The sequence below is a fragment of the Arthrobacter sp. ov118 genome, from assembly GCF_900116495.1.
Lineage (GTDB): Bacteria > Actinomycetota > Actinomycetes > Actinomycetales > Micrococcaceae > Arthrobacter.
The window spans coordinates 656709-673668 of sequence record NZ_FPAY01000001.1; the positions used below are offsets into that span (position 1 = coordinate 656709).

A 16960-nucleotide genomic window follows, 5' to 3' on the forward strand; every position below is an offset into this window, starting at 1 on the left:
TGCGGATCGGCACTCCTGGGACCGGGCGGCGGGGCCGGGACGGGCCGGCTCAGGAGTCCAGCTGCCCGGCAGGTTCGCGCGCCACATGCGGTGCCGGCTGCAGCGGCCCCTCAAAGACCAGCTGGTCCAGCCGGCGCAGAATGAGTCCCTCGCGGAGCGCCCACGGACAGATTTCCATGGTGGTGAACCCGAATAATTCCAGGGCCGCTTCCGCGACCAGGGCGCCGGCGAGGACCTGGCGTGCGCGGGCCTCGGAGACACCGGGCAGGTGGAGCCTGTCCTCCACCTCCATGGCCGAGATGCGCTGCGTCCAGAGCCCCAGGTCCAGGGACAGCAGTTCCCGCTTGACGTAGGGCCCGGCGGCGCTGGGCGCGGCCCCGGCGATCCTGGCGAGGGACCGGAAGGTCTTGGATGTGCCCGCCACGAGGTTGGGCCGACCCAGCTTTTCGAATTTGCGGACGGCGGGTTTGAGTGTGGAGCGGATGTAGCGGCGCAGCTCCTTGATGCTCTTGGCCGAGGGCGGGTCCTCGGGGAGCCAGTCACGCGTGAGCCGGCTGGCACCAAGCGGCACGGACATCGCCAGTTCGGGCAGTTCATCCTGTCCGAGGGCCATTTCGAACGAGCCGCCGCCGATGTCCAGGTTCAGGATGGGCCCGGCGCCCCAGCCGTACCAGCGCCGGACCGCAAAGAACGTCATGGACGCCTCTTCGCTGCCGGTGAGCTCACGGAGGGTGATGGTGGTTTCGTGCTTGACGCGGGCCAGGACCTCGGGGCCGTTGGTGGCCTCGCGGATGGCCGAGGTGCAGAACGCGAGGAGGTCGTCGGCTTTATGTTTGGCCGCGAATTCCCACGCTTCGAGGACGAATTCGACGAGTTCGTGCTGTCCGGCGTCGTTGATGTTGCCGTCGTCATCGAGGAACTGCACCAGCGACAGCGGCCGTTTGTGCGAGGCGAACGGCACCGGCCGGGCGCCGGGATGGGCGTCCACCAGCAGGAGGTGGACGGTGTTGGACCCGATGTCGAGGACGCCTAGACGCATGCTGCCATTATTGCCGGGCGGAAGCGGCTGGTCGAACTGTTCGCGTCGTTACTGTTCCCGGCCCTACTCTTCCCCGTCCGCGGGCTCGTCGGAGGGCTTGAAGTCGCGGCGGATGTTGGCCACGCCCTCGGGGTCGATTTCAAAGCCGAAGGCGGCCCCGGGGTTGATCACCATGCCGAGCTCGTCGCCGAGGTTGCCCAGGATCGCGGCGCCCTGTGTGCCCAGAACGTTGGGGGCGGCGTCGAGATACTGCCCGGGGACGCGGCTCGGGTGCGAGAAAACGGCCAGGACGGGCTTGCCCGACGAGTTCGCGAGGACCAGCGGCTCCACCTGGGAGTCGGGGCCTTCGAGGGCGTCGGAGCTGAGCACGTAGACCTCGTTGTTGAGGAAGGCCAGGATCACGTCCACCGGGTTGGCGTCCGGCTGCTCCCCCCGGGCAAGCTGCTCTTCGAGCTCGTTCAGCGGCTGGTTGTCCAGGTGTGCGGGCTGTTCAGTCATGTTCCTACTCGATCACGTCCGCGGCCGCTCCGCAATTCGCATTTCCGCTCCCGTCCGGCGGCCCCTACTTCTTGGCGGCGGCCTTCCGGGCCGGGGCCTTGCGCGTGGCCGTCCGCTTGACCGGGCCCTTGGCCCGCTTTTCGGCCAGAAGTTCGACGGCGCGGTCCCGGGTCAGCTCCTCGATCGCTGTGCTGCGCGGCACGGTGATGTTGGTGACGCCGTCGGTGATGTACGGGCCGAAGCGGCCTTCCTTCACCACAATGTTCTTCTCCGAGACCGGGTCCGGGCCGAACTCCGCCAGCGGCGGCACGGCGGCACGGGCGCCGCGCTGTTTGGGCTGCGAGTAGATCTCCAGCGCCTCCTCGAGCGTGATCGTGAAGATCTCCTCTTCGGAGCCGATCGAGCGGGAGTCCGTACCCTTTTTCAGGTACGGGCCGAACCGGCCGTTTTGCACAGTGATCGGGTTGCCCTCGGCGTCCTGGCCGAGCACGCGGGGCAGGCTCATGAGTTGCAGCGCCTCGTCCAGGGTGACCGTTTCCACGCTCATGGAGGCGAAGAGCGACCCCGTGCGCGGCTTGGCCTTCACGGGCTTCTTCGGCGGCTTCGGTTTGCCGTTCTTGTAGTACTCCACGGGCTGGCTGGCCAGCTGTTCCTCGGTCATCTCCGGGATGATCTCGGTGACGTAGGCGCCGTAGCGGCCGTTCTTGGCCACGATCGTGTGGCCCGTGTGCGGGTCCGTGCCGAGGACACGTTCTTCCGGGGCGGCGGTCTCCATGAGTTCAACGGCTTTGGCCGCGGTGAGCTCATCCGGTGCAAGGTCCTCGGGGACGTTGGCGCGGGCGGCCTCGACGACTTCCCCGGTTTTGGGATCGACCGTGGGCACGGAGCTTTCCAGGTACGGGCCGAACTTGCCCACCCGCAGCGTGATCCCGTCCGTGATCGGCACGGAGTTGATTTCCCGGGCATCGATCTCACCAAGGTTGTTCACGATGCTCAGCAGGCCGGGGTCGGCGTCTTCGCCGAAATAGAAGTGCTTGAGCCAGGCCGGCCCGGCGGCCTCGCCGTTGGCGATCTTGTCCAGGTCCGCTTCCATGTCGGCCGTGAACTCGTAGTCGACGTAGTCCCGGAAATGCTGTTCGAGGAGCCGGACCACGGAGAACGCAATCCAGCTCGGGACCAGCGCGGAGCCCTGCTTCCGGACGTAGCCACGGTCCTGGATCGTGGAGATGGTGGAGGCGTAGGTCGACGGGCGGCCGATGCCCTTCTTTTCCAGCTCTGCCGTCAGGGAGGCTTCCGTGTAGCGCGGCGGCGGCGAGGTCTCGTGTCCGACGGCGACGATGTCCGAGGCGGTCAGCGAGTCGTCCTTGGCCACGTTGGGCAGGCGGCGGGCCTCGTCGGTGTCGTCATCGCCGCGGCTTTCGTCCTTGCCCTCTTCATACGCGGCCAGGAAGCCCGGGAAGGTGATGACAGTTCCGGAGGCCGAGAACTCGGCATCGCGGCCGGCGGCGGCGCCACCCACGGTCACGGCGCCCAGGCGGATGGTGGCGGTGGAGCCCTTGGCGTCAGCCATCTGCGAGGCGACGGTACGCTTCCAGATCAGCTCGTAGAGCCGGAATTCGTCACCGGAGAGCTGCTTGGCGACCTGCGCCGGGGTGCGGAAGGAGTCGCCGGCGGGACGGATGGCCTCGTGGGCTTCCTGGGCATTGGCGGCCTTGCTGCTGTAGACCCTCGGGGACTGGGGAACGTATTCCGTGCCGTACAGTTCGGAGGCCTGGCGCCGGGCCGCGGTAACGGCCTCGTCGCTCAGTGCGGACGAGTCCGTACGCATATAAGTGATGTAGCCGTTTTCGTAGAGCCGCTGGGCCACCTGCATGGTGCTCTTGGAGGAGAAGCGCAGTTTGCGGCCGGCCTCCTGCTGCAGCGTGGAGGTGGTGAACGGCGCCGCCGGACGGCGGGTGTACGGCTTGGTGTCGACCGAGCGGACACGGAAGTCCGCGGTCTGCAGGCCGGCTGCCAGGGCGGCGGCCAGTTCCTCGTTGAGGTGGACGACGTTGCGGGCGGTGAGTTCGCCGTCGTCGTTGAAGTCGCGGCCGCTGGCCACCTTCGCGCCGTCCACAGCGGCGAGCTTGGCTTTGAAGGAGCCGGACTCGGCACCGAACTGGCCGGTCAGGTCCCAGTAGGAGGCTGCCTTGAACGCCATGCGCTCACGCTCCCGGTCCACCACCATGCGGGTCACCACGGACTGCACACGGCCCGCCGACAGTCCGCGGGCCACCTTGCGCCAGAGCACCGGGGAGATTTCGTAGCCATACAACCGGTCCAGGACGCGCCGGGTCTCCTGCGCGTCCACCAGGTCCTGGTCAACATCGCGCAGGTTGTCCATGGCGCGGTGGATGGCTTCCTTGGTGATTTCGCCGAAGGTCATCCGGTAGACCGGCACCTTGGGCTTAAGGACTTCCAGCAGGTGCCACGCGATGGCCTCGCCCTCGCGGTCCCCATCGGTTGCGAGATAGAGCGCGTCGGCGTCTTTGAGCTGTGCCTTGAGCTCGCCGACCTTTTTCTTCTTGTCCGCAGACACCACGTAGTACGGCTTGAAGTCGTTTTCAATGTCGACGGCGAACTTGCCCAGCGGGGTCTTCTTCAGTTCCGCGGGCAGCTCGGAGGGCTGGGGGAGGTCGCGGATGTGACCGATGGAGGCCTCAACGATGAAGCCCTCGCCCAGGTACTTGGCGATGGTCTTGCTCTTGGCAGGAGACTCCACAATCACGAGTTTCTTGCCGGTCTTGGCCTTGCTTGGCACGGTGCTCCTACAGAAAAAGGTGGCTCGGGCAGATGCGCCCATACCCGCCTAGTTCACCATATTTTGCCGAATCGCGCGCATCCGGCCGGAAATAGTCGCCCTCCGGAAGGGAATTCCCGCCGGAAAAGTGCAGCTTGTCCGGGGCACTTGGAGCGGCTGCCGGACATCGGCTCGGTTCCGCGCCGGAAGCGTGCTCAGGCCTTTGCCGGGGCCTTGGTGGAGGTCCCGGCGGGGGCCTTTGCCGGGGCCTTGGTGGAGGCCGCTGTGGGGGCCTTTTCGGAGGGCGCACCCCGGTCGTCCGGAATCATCGACCACATGGTGGCCATGCGCTCAGCGCCCTCGGGCACGTGGTCCGGGTCCTGAAGTTCGTAGTCCCGCAGGAGGTCGAAAACGCGCCGCGTCAGTTCGGCCCGCTGCTCCGGGGTCAAGTACAACAGGTTGCTGGCCAGCACCACGGAGGAGGGGCCTTCGGCGGTGTCGCCGGCCTCGCGCCGTTCATTGCGGGCCTTAGCGTACGCCAGGGCCCGGCGGCGGTAGGCGTCGAGTTCGAGGTCCAGAACGGCAATCTCAGGGCCGGCCACTCCCCCGAGCGAGTGGATGGTGAAGTCCGTGCCGGCGGCCTTCCAACGTCGTTCCCGGGCGTCGCCGGCGGTGGCAGCGGGAACTACGATGCCCCACTTCTGTAGGGCCCGCAGGTGGTAGCTCATGGCGCTGGGCGTCAGGCCGGTCTGAGCGGCAAGCTCGGTGGCTGTCCGGCTCGCTTGGGTGGAATACAGTTCAGAAATGACCTCCAGCCGGGCAGCGTGGGCCAGTGCCCGGATCGCCTTCGGGTCGGTGATCTCCACTTGCTTCTCCGGACGGTGCCGGCGCTTGGCGGTCGGGGCTGCGGGCTCCGCCGTCGGGGTTTCTGCGTTCACTCCTCCAGTGTATCCATCCGCCAAACTATGAAAGAAATGCTTGACATCTATTCCCGGGCGGGGCTAGCTTGCCATTTATGAAACAGACACTTCATAACATGCCGGCCCCGGCAGTGCTGCGGCCCCTCTGGCGCAACCGCGACTTCCTAGTTGCCGGCACCGCCCGGTTCGTTGCGACGGCGGGGACGGGCGCCGTCGTCGTCAGCGTGATGCTGCACCTGCGGAACGCGGCAGCCGCCGGCGGGACCCCCGTCGCCGGTCCCTGGCTCGTGGCCGGCTACCTGCTGTGCTCGGCGCTGCCGCTGGTGGTGCTGGCCCCGTGGGCCGGCCGGCTCGCCGACACACGGGATTCCCGCACCCTGGCGACGGCGACCTCCGCGGTCAGCGCCGCCGCGGTCGCCGTCATGGGCCTGGGCATGGAGTATCTGGACAATCACCTGCCCGTGCTGTTCGCCATGACCTTCCTGCTCGACGCGGCCCAGGCTGTGGCCGGTCCGACCTGGCAGGCCCTGTTGCCCCGCATCGTCGGCGAGGAGCGCACGCCGCGGGCGATGGGGACCATGCAGGCGACCATCATGATTGCGGGCATGGTCGGGCCCGCCGCGGGCGGCCTGCTCAGCGGCTGGGGCGGAGCCGGTCTGGTGTTTGCCGTGGCGAGCGGCTGCTACCTCGCCCTGGGGCTGGGTGCCCTGCTGATCCGGACCCGCCGCGGCACGGCAGTCGAGCGGGCCGGCCAGGTGAAACCCGCGCTGCTCGACGGGCTGCGCCTGATCCGCCGGGACAGCCTGGTCTGGGCCTTGGTGCTCGGCGCGATGTTCTTCATCATTGTTGGCGAGGCCACAAATGTTCTTGAGGTGTTCCTGGCCCGCGACGACCTTGGCGCCACCGAAATGCAGTACGGGCTGCTGACCGCAGCGTTCGGCCTCGGCATGGCGGCGGGGGCGTCGATGGCCGGCAGCATCAAGGCGCAGGCGGTGCGGTTGCGCGTGCTGCTGTGCTCCATGATCGTGGCCTCGGTGATGCTGATCATCATGGGGACCGTCCCCACCGTGGAGCTGCTCTTCGTGGCCTACACGGTGATGGGAACGGCCTGCGGCGTCCTGAACGCCTGCTTCGGGGCGATCGCGATCCTGCGGATTCCGGAAAGTGGACGGGGCCAGGCCATGGCCATCGTCGGCGGGCTGACGCGCGCCGTGTCCATTGGCGCGCTGGCTCTGGGCGGCCTCTTGGGCGCACTCCTGCCGGTGCGCGCCAGCTTTTGGCTCACCGGGGCAGCCAGCGTGCTGGTAGCCCTGGCCCTTGCGGCCTACGTTCTGCCCCGCTTCGGCCGGGAGGACACCGGCGCCGGCGCTGCGGCGGCCCTCGGCTCAGGCGGGCAGCAGGAAGCCGTCGCGGACCAGGTTCCCCACTTCGGCCAGCAGGCCGGCGCGGAACTGGGCGCCGTCAAACCCCTCGTAGCCGCCCAGCAGGGCCTCGAGGGCGCCGATGATCTGCCCGACGGACAGGTCGCCGTCGCACGCTGAAACGAAGCCCGCCAGCTCGGTGCTGAGCAGGTTGGTACGGCGTAGACCGGCGCCCTGCCGCAGCAGGATGACGCCGGGGTGCTCGGCGCCCGGGCGCTGGTGGCGCTCTTCCGTGACGTCCTCCGCGACCAGCAAGTGGGCGGCGGCCAGATCATGGGCGGCCAGCCAATCGGCCCGTTCGACGGCGGCGCCCAGGTGCGGTCCGACCGGCTGCTCGATGGGGTACGTGATCTCCTCGAAACGGGAAAGCACCTGCCCCGCACCCTCGGCCGGCCGGCGCAGCCAGATCATGCCGAAACCGATCCCGGCCACGTCGCGCGCCGCGAAGTCATCGAGGTAGGCCGCGTACGAGTCCTGGTAGAGCTTGCGGTCGCGGTTCTCGGAGGCGTCCTGCAGCCAGGTCTCGGCATACTGCTCCGGCCCCACCTGCTCGCGCTGGATGAACCAGACGTCGGCGGCCGGGCGGGCCCAGCTTCGGGGCCGTTCGTCCCAGCCGGCGCCCGCAGTGATCTCCCAGTTGCCGAGAAGCTGGGCCGTTCCCTCCGGAGCTAGGACGGAGGGAAGGTCGCGGACCAGCGACGCGACGATGTCGTCCCCCGGCAGACCGCCGTCGCGGTAGGTGAACTGGTCCGTGGCGGTCTCGCCGGGGCTGCGGGGAGTGATGACGAACGGCGGGTTGGACACCACCAGCTCGAATTTCTCTCCCGCGACGGGCTCCAGCAAGGATCCGAGCCTCAGGCTCACCCGGGCGTCAAGGTCGGCCGGGTCCACGTGCAGCTCGGCGGCGTTGAGCAGCAGGTTGAAGCGGGTGAAGGCCAGTGCTCGTTCGGAGATGTCCGTAGCGGTCACGTGCTCGGCATGGTGCAGCAGGTGGAAGGTCTGGATGCCGCAGCCCGTGCCGAGGTCGAGGGCCTTGGCCACGTGCCGGCGGGCGGTGACCTGGACCAGGGTGGTGGAGGCCTGCCCGATCCCCAGGACGTGGTCGTGGCGGAGGACGCCGGCGCGCTGGTGGGCCGCGAGGTCGCTGGCCACCCAGAGGTCGGCCCCGCCGCCCGCAACCCCGTCGTCTCCCTGGGTGGCGTCCCAGCCATACGGCCTCAGATCCACCTTCGCCTGGACCAGGTCCGCGTCCGACGGCTCCACGAGCCCGAGTTCCATGAGTCCTTCCGTGCCGATACCGGGCAGGGCGGCGTCGAGTGTCTCCGCGCGCTGCGGCTCGGCCAGGAGCCACAGACGCACGACGGCGGCGAGCGCCGCCGTCGCCGGCTCACCCGCGGCACGGCGGGTGACGATCAGCGCCGGGATGAGCTGGTCCCGGCTGAGGGCCTCATGTGCCGCTTCGCCGAGCAGCTCCGCAACGCCGTCCACGGTGTAGCCAACCGCCCGCAGGGCGCCGGCCAGTGCCCCGAGGAGCCCGGGCAGGTCAGTCCGCGGGGCCTCCGGAGTGTTGCCGGCCGTGAACGGCGCCTTGATTGAGGGGGCCTGCGTGGCGGGGCTTTGCGCTGAGGAAGTCACCGGACAAGTTTAGTCCGGGGCCAGCGTAGGCCCGCGTCAGCGCGGCTCCGGTTAGAGCTGATCCTCCGCATAGATCCGCAGTGCGTCCCGGACGAAGGCTGCGCCCTCGGCGCCGCCGTAATTGGCGGCGAACCGGGGATCAGCCAGATACATCTCACCGAGGCCGGTCACGTACGCCTTGATGTCCGGCGCGCTGTCCGCGCCGGCGTCGGTGCCGGTGGCTGTGCTGATGTCTGTGCTGGTGTCTGCGACGGGTGCCGCCGGGGTCCCGGGGATGGCCCTCAACCATTCGACGTGGCGACGGGCCAGCTCCTGCGCCTGCGCACTGCCGGCCGGGACTCCGGACTGTGCCGCCGCCGTCCAGTCTGCGCCAAGCTGCCGGGACCGCTCCGCCCGGGCAGCCTTCTCCTCGTTCCCCATGCCGCGCCACCAGGCGTCCCCGGCCGCATAGGCGTCCTTGCCCCACCGCTGCTGGACTTCCTCCCGGTATTTGGTGTGGTCAAAGCCGTCGAACATTTTCTCCGCCATGATATTTCCTCCCTCTTGCAATGCCTTAATGGTGTGCCGGACCGCAGTGATCTGCCTGCCCAGCCTGTCCCGTTCCTGCTGCAGCCATTCCAGATGCAGGCCCAGGGCTTCCCCTGCATCCGCCTCGTTGCCCAGCACGTCCGCGATCGCCGGCAGCCCAAGCCCCAAGTCGCGCAGGAGCAGGATCCGTTGCAGACGCACCAGCGCATCCTGGCCGTAGTACCGGTAGCCGTTGTTGCCGGTACGGCTGGGCTTGAGCAGGCCGATGTCGTCGTAGTGGCGCAAGGTCCGGCTCGTGGTGCCGGCCAAGGTGGCAATCTGTTGCACGGACCAGTCCATCGCTCCGCCTTCCGTCCCGTCCGGCCACCGGCTGTGGCGCTCCTCCCGGCGCCGGGCTGCCGGTGCCGCTACTCTGTGCCGCTAGTCTGTGCCGCCGACCGACCGCTGCCGGCCCGTGGCTTTGACTCTAAACTCTGACGTTGCGTCAACGTCAAGGGTGCGGGGAAAAGGCCGGCCGGGACCGCCGGGCGGGAGGTGGCCTAAGCAAAACGGTAGGTTGGAGACATGGTTTTCCCCTCCTCCCCTACCCCGGCCCCGCGCCAAGGCAAGGCCCCACGGCTCCGGCTGATTCTTACGGGGGCGGCGGCCGCCGTCGTCGGTCTAACCGCGGCGTCATGTTCCCCGGCCCCTTCAGTTGAGAACGCCGATGTCCCGGCGTGGAAGGCTACCGCCCTGCCCACTGCCACCGGGATTGTGCTGGAGGACGCGGGCAAGATCCTCAACCGGGACGCGATCGTCCGGGCCGCTCCCACCGTGCCCGCCGGCACCTACACCCTGACCATGAGCTGCGACGGCGGCGGAAAGGCTTTCTTCACCGTCAGCCAGGGCGCCAAACAGCTGGCCGAAGCAGGTGCCGCTTGCAACGGCAGCCGCGAAACCGCCCACATCAAAGTACCCGCCACGGGCGAGGTCAAGGTCAGCACTTCCAGCGTGGATGCGCCGCTTCTCTACGCGTACCATCTCGCTGCTGCCGGGTAGGCCCCCTTACCGTCCCGGACCCTGCGTCCGGATCGTCGGGCAGGACCGCGGCAACCGCGGACTTTCGGATCGTCGGGCAGGACTGCGGCAGCCGCGGACCTTGCAGCCTCTGGCGCAGGACACCTGACGGCCTTAATCTCAGGGTATGACACCAGCGCCGGCGAGCCCGATGCCGCGACGACGCACTCCGGCTGCCGCCGCGGTGCTTGCAGTTGCGCTGATCCTCGGGACTGCCCTCTCCGGCTGCGAGTACGAATACGGCGCTGACCACTGGGACGATGAGTCGCCCACCGTTGCCGCCTCGCCCACCGGGGGCGCCCTGCCGCAGGATCCCCATTTGAACGAGCCGGTATCGGGTGAAGAACTGGACGACTGGGCCGACGATGTGCTGCCCGACGACGAAGGGCACGTGCTGCACAAAAGCTTCGGCTCCGTAAATGCCGGTGAGACCCACGCCGACTCGACCACCCAGCTGCCTGTCGGCACCTATTCCCTGACGCTGGCGTGCAGGAGCCGGGGGCGGGTGTCCTTCACCGTCCGTGACGCAAAAGAGCCGCTGGTAGACCTGAGCCTGCGCTGCGGGACATCACGGGTCAGCGTTGTCCAGCTATCCGCGCCCACTGTGCTGTCCATCCAGGTCGGCGGACGCGCCGGGGCCAACTTCGCCTATCAAGTGAACCGGATCTGACGGCGCGCCCCGGTCAGGCGGCGCAGCCGTCCGGGCACCGCAGGGTTTCCGGGCTGGCGGCGCACCCGGCGCAATAGAGCGTGAGCGTCCGGCAGCTCGGATTGGAGCAGTTTTCGAACTTGCTCGTAGGGGCGGAGCAGCGGACGCATTCGCCAATCGTCTTGGCGTCCTCGCTGAACTCCAGATGCATCCGCTTGTCGAACACGTAGAGGGAACCTTCCCACAAACCCTGGTCCTTGAAGGTCTCCCCATAGCGGACAATGCCGCCGTCGAGCTGGTAGACCTCTTTGAACCCGCGGTTCACCATGAGGCTCGACAACACCTCGCAACGGATGCCCCCGGTGCAATAGGTGACAACAGGCTTGTCCTTGAGGGCATCGTATTTGCCCGAGTCAAGCTCCTTGATGAAGTCATGGGTGGTGGCGACATCGGGGACCACGGCGTCCTTGAACTTGCCGATCTGGGCCTCGAAGCCGTTGCGTCCGTCGAAGAACACGACGTCGTCGCCTTCCTCTTTCTTGGCAGCAATGAGCGCGTGGAGTTCCTCGGGTTTCAGGTGCGTGCCGCCGCCGACTACCCCGCCGGCGTCGACCTTGAGTTCGCCCGGCGCGCCGAAGGATACGATCTCGTCCCGCACCTTGACGCTGAGCCGCGGGAAGTCTGCCGCACCGCCGTCGGACCATTTCACGTCAATGCTGTGGAAGCCTTTGTACTCTCGCGTGGTCTTGACGTATTGCTTCACGGCGTTGAGTTCGCCGCCCACCGTGGCGTTGATGCCGTCCTTGGAGATGATGATGCGGCCGGTCAGGCCGAGCTTTTCGCACAGCGCGCGCTGCCAGAGCCGGACGGCGTCCGGGTCAGCGAGGGGGGTAAATCCGTAAAAGAGCACAATCCTGTTCAAAGCCACACTTTTAAGGGTACCGGCTGGGCAGAGGGGCGCAGAGACAGTCACAATTGGATAAGCAAGCGCTCTTCCCGGGGCCGCCCCCTGTTGCTGGCGGCACGGCTGGAATACGCTCATCACATGAGTCTTGACGCCATGGTTGAAGACACCACGCACCTGCTCGACATCTGGGTTGCCGGATGGGCTGGCTGTCGCGGATATGAGACGCGCAAAGTCGGACGGTTCCCCGCGGCCCTTCGCGCGGACACCACCGGCGAATGGGAATATTTCGCCTACGACCCGTCCGAGCCGGAGTTCGCCGAGCTGGCAGCACAGACGGCCGAAGTGCCAGCCAGGGTCCTCACGGTCCTCACCAACGACGTGGCCCGCTACACGTTTTTGGGCCAGCAGAACGGCCTCCACGCCACGTCGGCTTCCCAGACCATGATGATCGTGGACATGGAGACCCAGGATTCGGAAGACCCCTGGCTCTCCGACGACGACCTCAGGCTGGAGACGTCCCGGACCGATGGCGTCCACCACGCTGTGGTCCGCGCAGGTGAAGAGACCGCCGCGAGCGGGCGGGTGTTTGTCGTGGGGCGTACCGCGATCTTTGACAACATCGTGACGTCGCCGACCTACCAGCGGCGCGGGCTGGGCAGCTTCATCATGAAGGCCCTGGCGGCGCAGGCCTTCGAACACGACGTCGACTCCGGACTGCTGCTCGCCTCGTTGGACGGTCAAAAGCTCTATTCGCACCTCGGCTGGCGCACGGTCTGCCACGTGCTGATGCTCTCGACGTCGGACGAGGGAGCGGATCTGTCCGTCGGCTGAGACTCAACTGCTCAACGGGCAGCCTGCGCTCTGGCGTCCTGGTGCCGCCGTTTTCACGTCCGTGCGGCCCCGCCGCAAGAGGGCCGGCAACAGCGGGCTTCCGTGCCTCTAGTTGCGGCCGACCGCGCGATTTGAGGCCGGATGAAAGAATGTATGGGTGAACCCGCATGAGTCCCTGATTCCGCTGCTGGGCCGAGGCCCGGACCCGGAACAGCTGCGTCATGTGCGAATAATCCCCGCGCGCCGGGCCGTAAATTCGCCGTGGCCAGAGTGGGTCCACCCCGATCTCGTGAACGCATACGGTTCCCTGGGCATCCACGAGCCCTACCGTCACCAGGTCCAGGCCGCCGAACTGGCCCACACCGGAAAGCACGTGGTCGTTGCCACCGGCACGGCCTCCGGCAAGTCCTTGGCGTATCAGCTGCCCTCCCTGGACGCGATCCACCGTTCCGAGCTTAGGGTCCTGGCCCATCCGGGCAAGATCCACGACGACGGCGCCGTGACGCTCTACCTGTCGCCCACCAAGGCCCTGGCCGCCGACCAGCTGGCAGCGATCCGCGCCCTGAAGCTGCCCACCGTCCGCGCCGAAACTTACGACGGCGACACCGATCCGGCTTCCCGGCGCTGGATCCGCGACCACGCGAACTTCATCCTCGCCAATCCCGACATGCTGCACTTCGGGATTCTCCCCAACCACGCCTGGTGGGCCAAATTCTTCAGGCGCCTGCGCTATGTGATTGTGGACGAGGCCCACAGCTACCGCGGCGTGTTCGGATCCCACGTGGCAAACCTCATGCGCCGGCTGCGCCGCATCTGTGCCTACTACAGCCCCGGCGGTTCGCATCCCGGCCCCGTGTTCATCGCGGCGTCCGCCACATCCTCCGAACCCGGGACGTCCTTCGGCAGGCTCATCGGCGCACCGGTCCGTGCTGTCACCGAAGACAGTTCCCCCCACGGATCCACCACCGTGGCTTTCTGGGAGCCGGCCCTGACCGAAGTCCGCGGCGAAAACGGTGCCAAGGAGCGCCGCACCGCCGTTGCGGAGACCGCGGATCTGCTGGCCAACCTGGTGTCCTCCCAGACCCGGACCATTGCCTTCATCAAATCCCGACGCGGGGCCGAGACCATTTCCTCGATCACCAAGCGGCTCCTCGACGAGGTGGACCCCAGCCTGCCCCAACGAGTGGCCGCCTACCGCTCAGGCTATCTGCCCGAAGAGCGCCGGGCGCTGGAAAAGTCGCTGCGCTCCGGTGAGCTGCTGGGCGTCTCCAGCACATCCGCTCTGGAACTGGGCATCGACATTTCCGGTCTCGACGCCGTGCTGGTCGCCGGCTGGCCAGGCACCCGCGCGTCGATGTTCCAGCAAATCGGCCGTGCTGGCAGGGCCGGCCAAGACGCGATTGCGGCCTTCGTGGCCAGCGACGACCCGCTGGACACATATCTGGTGAACCACCCCGAGGCGATTTTCGACGTCTCGGTGGAAGCCACCGTCTTCGATCCCTCTAATCCCTATGTCCTGGGCCCGCATCTCTGCGCCGCCGCCGCGGAACTTCCCCTGGGGTTCTCCGAACTGGGGCTCTTCGGAGCCACGTCCGAAAAGCTGCTGGACCGGCTGGTCGCGCAGGGCTACCTTCGCAAACGACCGGCCGGATGGTTTTGGACCCACCCGCAGAGCGCCGCCGGAATGGTCAACCTGCGGGCCGACGGCGGGGGCCCGGTGAGCATCGTCGATGCCGACACGGGCTCCCTGCTCGGCACGATGGATTCACCGCAGACCCATTACCAGGCCCACACAGGCGCCGTGTATGTCCACCAGGGTGACAGCTATGTCGTGGAGGACCTCAATGAGGGCGACCACTGTGTGATGGTCCGCCGGGCGAACCCCGACTACTACACGACCGCCCGCGACATAACCCAGATCGAGGTCCTGGAAACGGAGCGCACCACCGAGTGGGGCGGCGTGGCCGTGCATTTCGGTGATGTGAAAGTGACAACCCAGGTGGTCTCCTTTCAACGCAAGGCACTGATTTCTAATGAGATCCTCGGCGAGGAACCCTTGGAACTGGGCGCCAGGGACCTGTTTACCAAGGCAGTCTGGTTTGTCGTGGACAACCGCTCTCTGACGGGCGCGGGACTGATCGAGGCGCAGTTCCCCGGCGCCCTGCACGCTGCCGAACATGCGGCCATCGGTCTCCTGCCGCTGGTGGCGTCCAGCGACCGCTGGGATATCGGCGGGGTGTCGACGGCCATTCACGCCGACACCGGAGTGCCCACCATCTTCGTCTACGACGGCCATCCCGGCGGGGCCGGCTTCGCCGAACGCGGCTACGAGAAGGCCCGGGTGTGGCTGACCGCCACGCGGAACGCCATCAAGGCCTGCGAGTGCGAATCCGGCTGCCCGTCCTGTGTCCAGTCACCCAAGTGCGGCAACAAAAACAACCCGCTCGACAAGGACGCTGCCGTCACACTGATCGACGTACTGCTCAAGGACGCCACCGAATTCATGAACACAGACAACCCCGACACCGCGGCCGGGGCCGGGACCTTGGGAGGAAACCCCGCCGAACCGCTCCGCACCTAGAGGCACCCTAACGCTGCAGGTGGCAGGGCCATGGCTCGCCAGGGGCGGCGGCGTGTGTTGTGGTCAGCCAGGGGGCGGGACAGCGTTCGGGCCCGGGGGGACAGCGGGCGGGACGGCGGCCGGGCCCGGGCGCGGGTCAGCGGCCGGACCCCGGGGGACAGCGGCCGGGCCCGACGGCGGCCCCGCTCTGGCCAGCCCCCTGGCTACCCCAAGGAGCGGTCCGGCGTTGAGCTCGACGCGGACCTGGACTGACGCGTCAGGAGCCTGGGAACAGCCGCGGACCGCCGCGTTGTTCTTCAGCGCAACGGCGCGGGCCACGGCGCATGGGTCGCCGGGCGTGATTCCCCGGGCGGCGTCCGCGGCAGCAAGCGCCGCGAGGTCTGCAGCCGCCGCCGCCCGGGACGCCGCGACGGCTGACTGGGCCAGCAGCAGCAACAAAGCCGCGCCCATAATGACGACCAATGCCACTCCCAGGGCCAGGACCGTCCCGGCTCCCCGCTCCTGAGACCGGCACCCCCGGTCACGGCGGCGATGCCGGTGCCGCGGCCCGGTTTCCCGCCCATCGGCCAGCGGCGTCATGCGCGCTGCCCCGGGAAGCGGGAGACCTCATCCGGCGCGGACGGACGCACCGCGCCGGATGCTTCAGCACGGGTCCAGGCACTGGCGCTAAGAGTCCAGGGAATGAGCGACCCGACAGGCCCGGGGACGCGGCCGGACACGGTGACACCCAGCCATTCGCCGTCAAGGGCGACGGTCGACCCCGCCGTTTCGCCGGCGAGCCGGCGAACTATCGCTCCTACCTCGCCGGCCGGGGCTCCCCTAGCCAATGCACGTGCACCGCCCCGGGCGGCTTCCTCGATGCGGATTTGGGTGACGCCGGCGGCCGACCCTGCGAGCAGTAGCGCGAGCAAAAGGACGACGGAGGGCAAAGCCACGGCAAACTCCGCAGTCACCGCACCCCGGCAAGCCGGGGTGGGCGAGGCTCCCCGCCCACCGCGGTTCGCCTTGGCATGCTTCAGCCCGTTCATGGCAATGCGAGCGCCGTCCGAATGAGATTCAGGAGGAATCCGCGGACTTCATCGCTGCGCATGATGAACACGAGGACGCCCGCGAACCCCACGGCGGCGAGAGTTGCGATGGCATATTCCGCGGTGGCCATTCCCGCCTGTGCCGAGCGCGGCCTTGTGCGTCCGCGCCGCTGCACAGGGCTAACCGAGCTGGCGCCAGGATAGATCTCGCTCACTTCTGCGACGCCTCCTTCCCCGGAGACTTCGCGCTTCACACCGGGGGTTTCCTGATTCATTGACATCTGGTTTTCCTTCCACGGGATGCCGGCAGGATCGCCGGCTAATCCGACTCTCCCGGCCCGGGCCCTGGGCGGTAAGTCCCGACGTCCGCCAAGTGGAAAACTTGCTCGCGGTCAGCTCAGCGCACTGGGTTGTGGAGGAGAAGTCACGGGCCCTCCGCCGGACGGCCCGTCGACGGCCCGCAGCCAGCCCGGAGCATCAGCCCGGGAGCAGCCCCAGGAGCACCGGCACGACGCCCAGGCAGACGAACGCAGGCAGGGAGCACAGGCCCAGCGGCACGACGAGCTGCACTCCGAGGGCCGCCGCCCGCTGCTCGGCGGCTCTGTTCCGTTCACGGCGGAGCCGGGCCGCTTGGGCGTGGAGGAGCGCCGCGGACGGGGCGCCGGTGAGCGCGGCGAAGGTGAGGGCGTCGCGCAGGGCGAGGACCTGGGACGCCTGGGCACCGGAGCTGCGCCACGCCGTCTCCCAATCCGCGCCGATCGCGAGTGCTGAGGCAACCGGCCGAAGCTGCCGTCCAAGTTCCGGCGGCACCAGGTCAGCCATGAGTTCCAAGGACCGGCCCAACCCGGCCCCGGCGTCGAGCATGGCTCCGATCAGCTCCAGCATCATGGCGGTGTCGCACAGACCAGCGAACCCGGGGTGTCCGCGCCGGCCGGCGGCTGGGGCTGCCCGCCGCGCGGTCTCGTCTGCGGCGGACAGGAATTGACGGCGGAGCCTCCCACGGACGTGACCGCGGCGCGCGAGGACCACGACTGCTGCGCCGGCAAGGCTCGTCGCCACCACGGCTCCGGCCAGTTCCGGTCTCACGG

At 68.1% G+C, this 16960-nt stretch carries 15 protein-coding genes and 1 pseudogene; 5 read left to right on the forward strand and 11 right to left on the reverse strand.

Going from position 1 to position 16960, the window contains the following annotated elements; genetic code table 11:
* Positions 1–49: 49 nt before the first annotated feature.
* The 4 genes from BM372_RS03020 to BM372_RS03035 form a co-directional block, all read right to left on the reverse strand.
* On the reverse strand, positions 50–1039 hold the full coding sequence (locus tag BM372_RS03020; RefSeq protein ID WP_090951603.1) for a Ppx/GppA phosphatase family protein: 990 nt from the start codon (positions 1037–1039) through the stop codon (positions 50–52).
* 63 nt (positions 1040–1102) lie between these two features.
* On the reverse strand, positions 1103–1537 hold the full coding sequence (locus BM372_RS03025; protein WP_090951605.1) for an SseB family protein: 435 nt from the start codon (positions 1535–1537) through the stop codon (positions 1103–1105).
* A 64-nt stretch (positions 1538–1601) separates the two neighbouring features.
* Positions 1602–4337, reverse strand: coding sequence for a type I DNA topoisomerase (gene topA / locus BM372_RS03030; protein WP_090951609.1), 2736 nt, complete (start codon positions 4335–4337; stop codon positions 1602–1604).
* A 194-nt stretch (positions 4338–4531) separates the two neighbouring features.
* Entirely contained in the window at positions 4532–5254 is a 723-nt protein-coding gene (locus tag BM372_RS03035; protein ID WP_256214006.1) for an ArsR/SmtB family transcription factor, read from the reverse strand.
* A 98-nt stretch (positions 5255–5352) separates the two neighbouring features.
* Here BM372_RS03035 and BM372_RS03040 point away from each other — a divergent pair.
* Positions 5353–6564 (forward strand): annotated as a pseudogene (locus tag BM372_RS03040) (MFS transporter); the annotation flags it as partial.
* A 57-nt stretch (positions 6565–6621) separates the two neighbouring features.
* On the opposite strand, the gene BM372_RS20950 reads toward BM372_RS03040, so the two are convergent.
* Positions 6622–8292, reverse strand: a complete 1671-nt coding sequence (locus tag BM372_RS20950) for a DUF7059 domain-containing protein (protein WP_090951613.1) — start codon at positions 8290–8292, stop codon at positions 6622–6624.
* A 51-nt stretch (positions 8293–8343) separates the two neighbouring features.
* A complete protein-coding gene (locus tag BM372_RS03050) occupies positions 8344–9159 on the reverse strand; it encodes a MerR family transcriptional regulator (RefSeq protein ID WP_090951615.1) in 816 nt (271 codons plus the stop codon).
* Between the two features lie 225 nt (positions 9160–9384).
* On the opposite strand from BM372_RS03050, the gene BM372_RS03055 reads away from it, so the two are divergent.
* On the forward strand, positions 9385–9858 hold the full coding sequence (locus BM372_RS03055; RefSeq protein WP_090951618.1) for a hypothetical protein: 474 nt from the start codon (positions 9385–9387) through the stop codon (positions 9856–9858).
* Between the two features lie 145 nt (positions 9859–10003).
* Positions 10004–10546, forward strand: coding sequence for a hypothetical protein (locus tag BM372_RS03060; protein ID WP_256214007.1), 543 nt, complete (start codon positions 10004–10006; stop codon positions 10544–10546).
* A 13-nt stretch (positions 10547–10559) separates the two neighbouring features.
* Here BM372_RS03060 and BM372_RS03065 read toward each other — a convergent pair whose 3' ends face one another.
* Positions 10560–11453, reverse strand: coding sequence for an oxygen-dependent tRNA uridine(34) hydroxylase TrhO (locus BM372_RS03065; protein ID WP_090951624.1), 894 nt, complete (start codon positions 11451–11453; stop codon positions 10560–10562).
* Between the two features lie 117 nt (positions 11454–11570).
* On the opposite strand from BM372_RS03065, the gene BM372_RS03070 reads away from it, so the two are divergent.
* The gene (locus BM372_RS03070; RefSeq protein ID WP_090951627.1) at positions 11571–12263 is read left to right on the forward strand and encodes a GNAT family N-acetyltransferase; all 693 of its coding nucleotides are present in this window, start codon (positions 11571–11573) and stop codon (positions 12261–12263) included.
* A 157-nt stretch (positions 12264–12420) separates the two neighbouring features.
* Positions 12421–14844: a DEAD/DEAH box helicase gene (locus BM372_RS03075; protein ID WP_256214008.1), complete on the forward strand. Its 2424-nt coding sequence runs from the start codon at positions 12421–12423 to the stop codon at positions 14842–14844.
* Positions 14845–14907: 63 nt separating this feature from the next.
* On the opposite strand, the gene BM372_RS03080 is transcribed toward BM372_RS03075, so the two are convergent.
* From BM372_RS03080 to BM372_RS03095, 4 genes are all read right to left on the reverse strand, one after another.
* Positions 14908–15306, reverse strand: a complete 399-nt coding sequence (locus BM372_RS03080; RefSeq protein ID WP_371261693.1) for an Rv3654c family TadE-like protein — start codon at positions 15304–15306, stop codon at positions 14908–14910.
* Positions 15307–15419: 113 nt separating this feature from the next.
* The gene (locus tag BM372_RS03085) at positions 15420–15872 is read right to left on the reverse strand and encodes a TadE family type IV pilus minor pilin (protein ID WP_143111419.1); all 453 of its coding nucleotides are present in this window, start codon (positions 15870–15872) and stop codon (positions 15420–15422) included.
* Entirely contained in the window at positions 15869–16153 is a 285-nt protein-coding gene (locus BM372_RS03090) for a DUF4244 domain-containing protein (protein WP_090951633.1), read from the reverse strand. Before BM372_RS03090 ends, BM372_RS03085 begins: the two co-directional genes overlap by 4 nt.
* 196 nt (positions 16154–16349) lie before the next feature.
* Entirely contained in the window at positions 16350–16958 is a 609-nt protein-coding gene (locus BM372_RS03095; protein WP_090951638.1) for a type II secretion system F family protein, read from the reverse strand.
* Positions 16959–16960 lie beyond the last annotated feature (2 nt).

Coding starts and splice junctions, on each gene's coding strand:
- BM372_RS03020 (WP_090951603.1), bottom strand. CDS start 1,039: ATGCGTCTAGGCGTCCTCGACATCGGGTCCAACACCGTCCACCTCCTG.
- BM372_RS03025 (WP_090951605.1), bottom strand. CDS start 1,537: ATGACTGAACAGCCCGCACACCTGGACAACCAGCCGCTGAACGAGCTC.
- BM372_RS03050 (WP_090951615.1), bottom strand. CDS start 9,159: ATGGACTGGTCCGTGCAACAGATTGCCACCTTGGCCGGCACCACGAGC.
- BM372_RS03055 (WP_090951618.1), top strand. CDS start 9,385: ATGGTTTTCCCCTCCTCCCCTACCCCGGCCCCGCGCCAAGGCAAGGCC.
- BM372_RS03060 (WP_256214007.1), top strand. CDS start 10,004: ATGACACCAGCGCCGGCGAGCCCGATGCCGCGACGACGCACTCCGGCT.
- BM372_RS03070 (WP_090951627.1), top strand. CDS start 11,571: ATGAGTCTTGACGCCATGGTTGAAGACACCACGCACCTGCTCGACATC.
- BM372_RS03085 (WP_143111419.1), bottom strand. CDS start 15,872: ATGAACGGGCTGAAGCATGCCAAGGCGAACCGCGGTGGGCGGGGAGCC.
- BM372_RS03090 (WP_090951633.1), bottom strand. CDS start 16,153: ATGTCAATGAATCAGGAAACCCCCGGTGTGAAGCGCGAAGTCTCCGGG.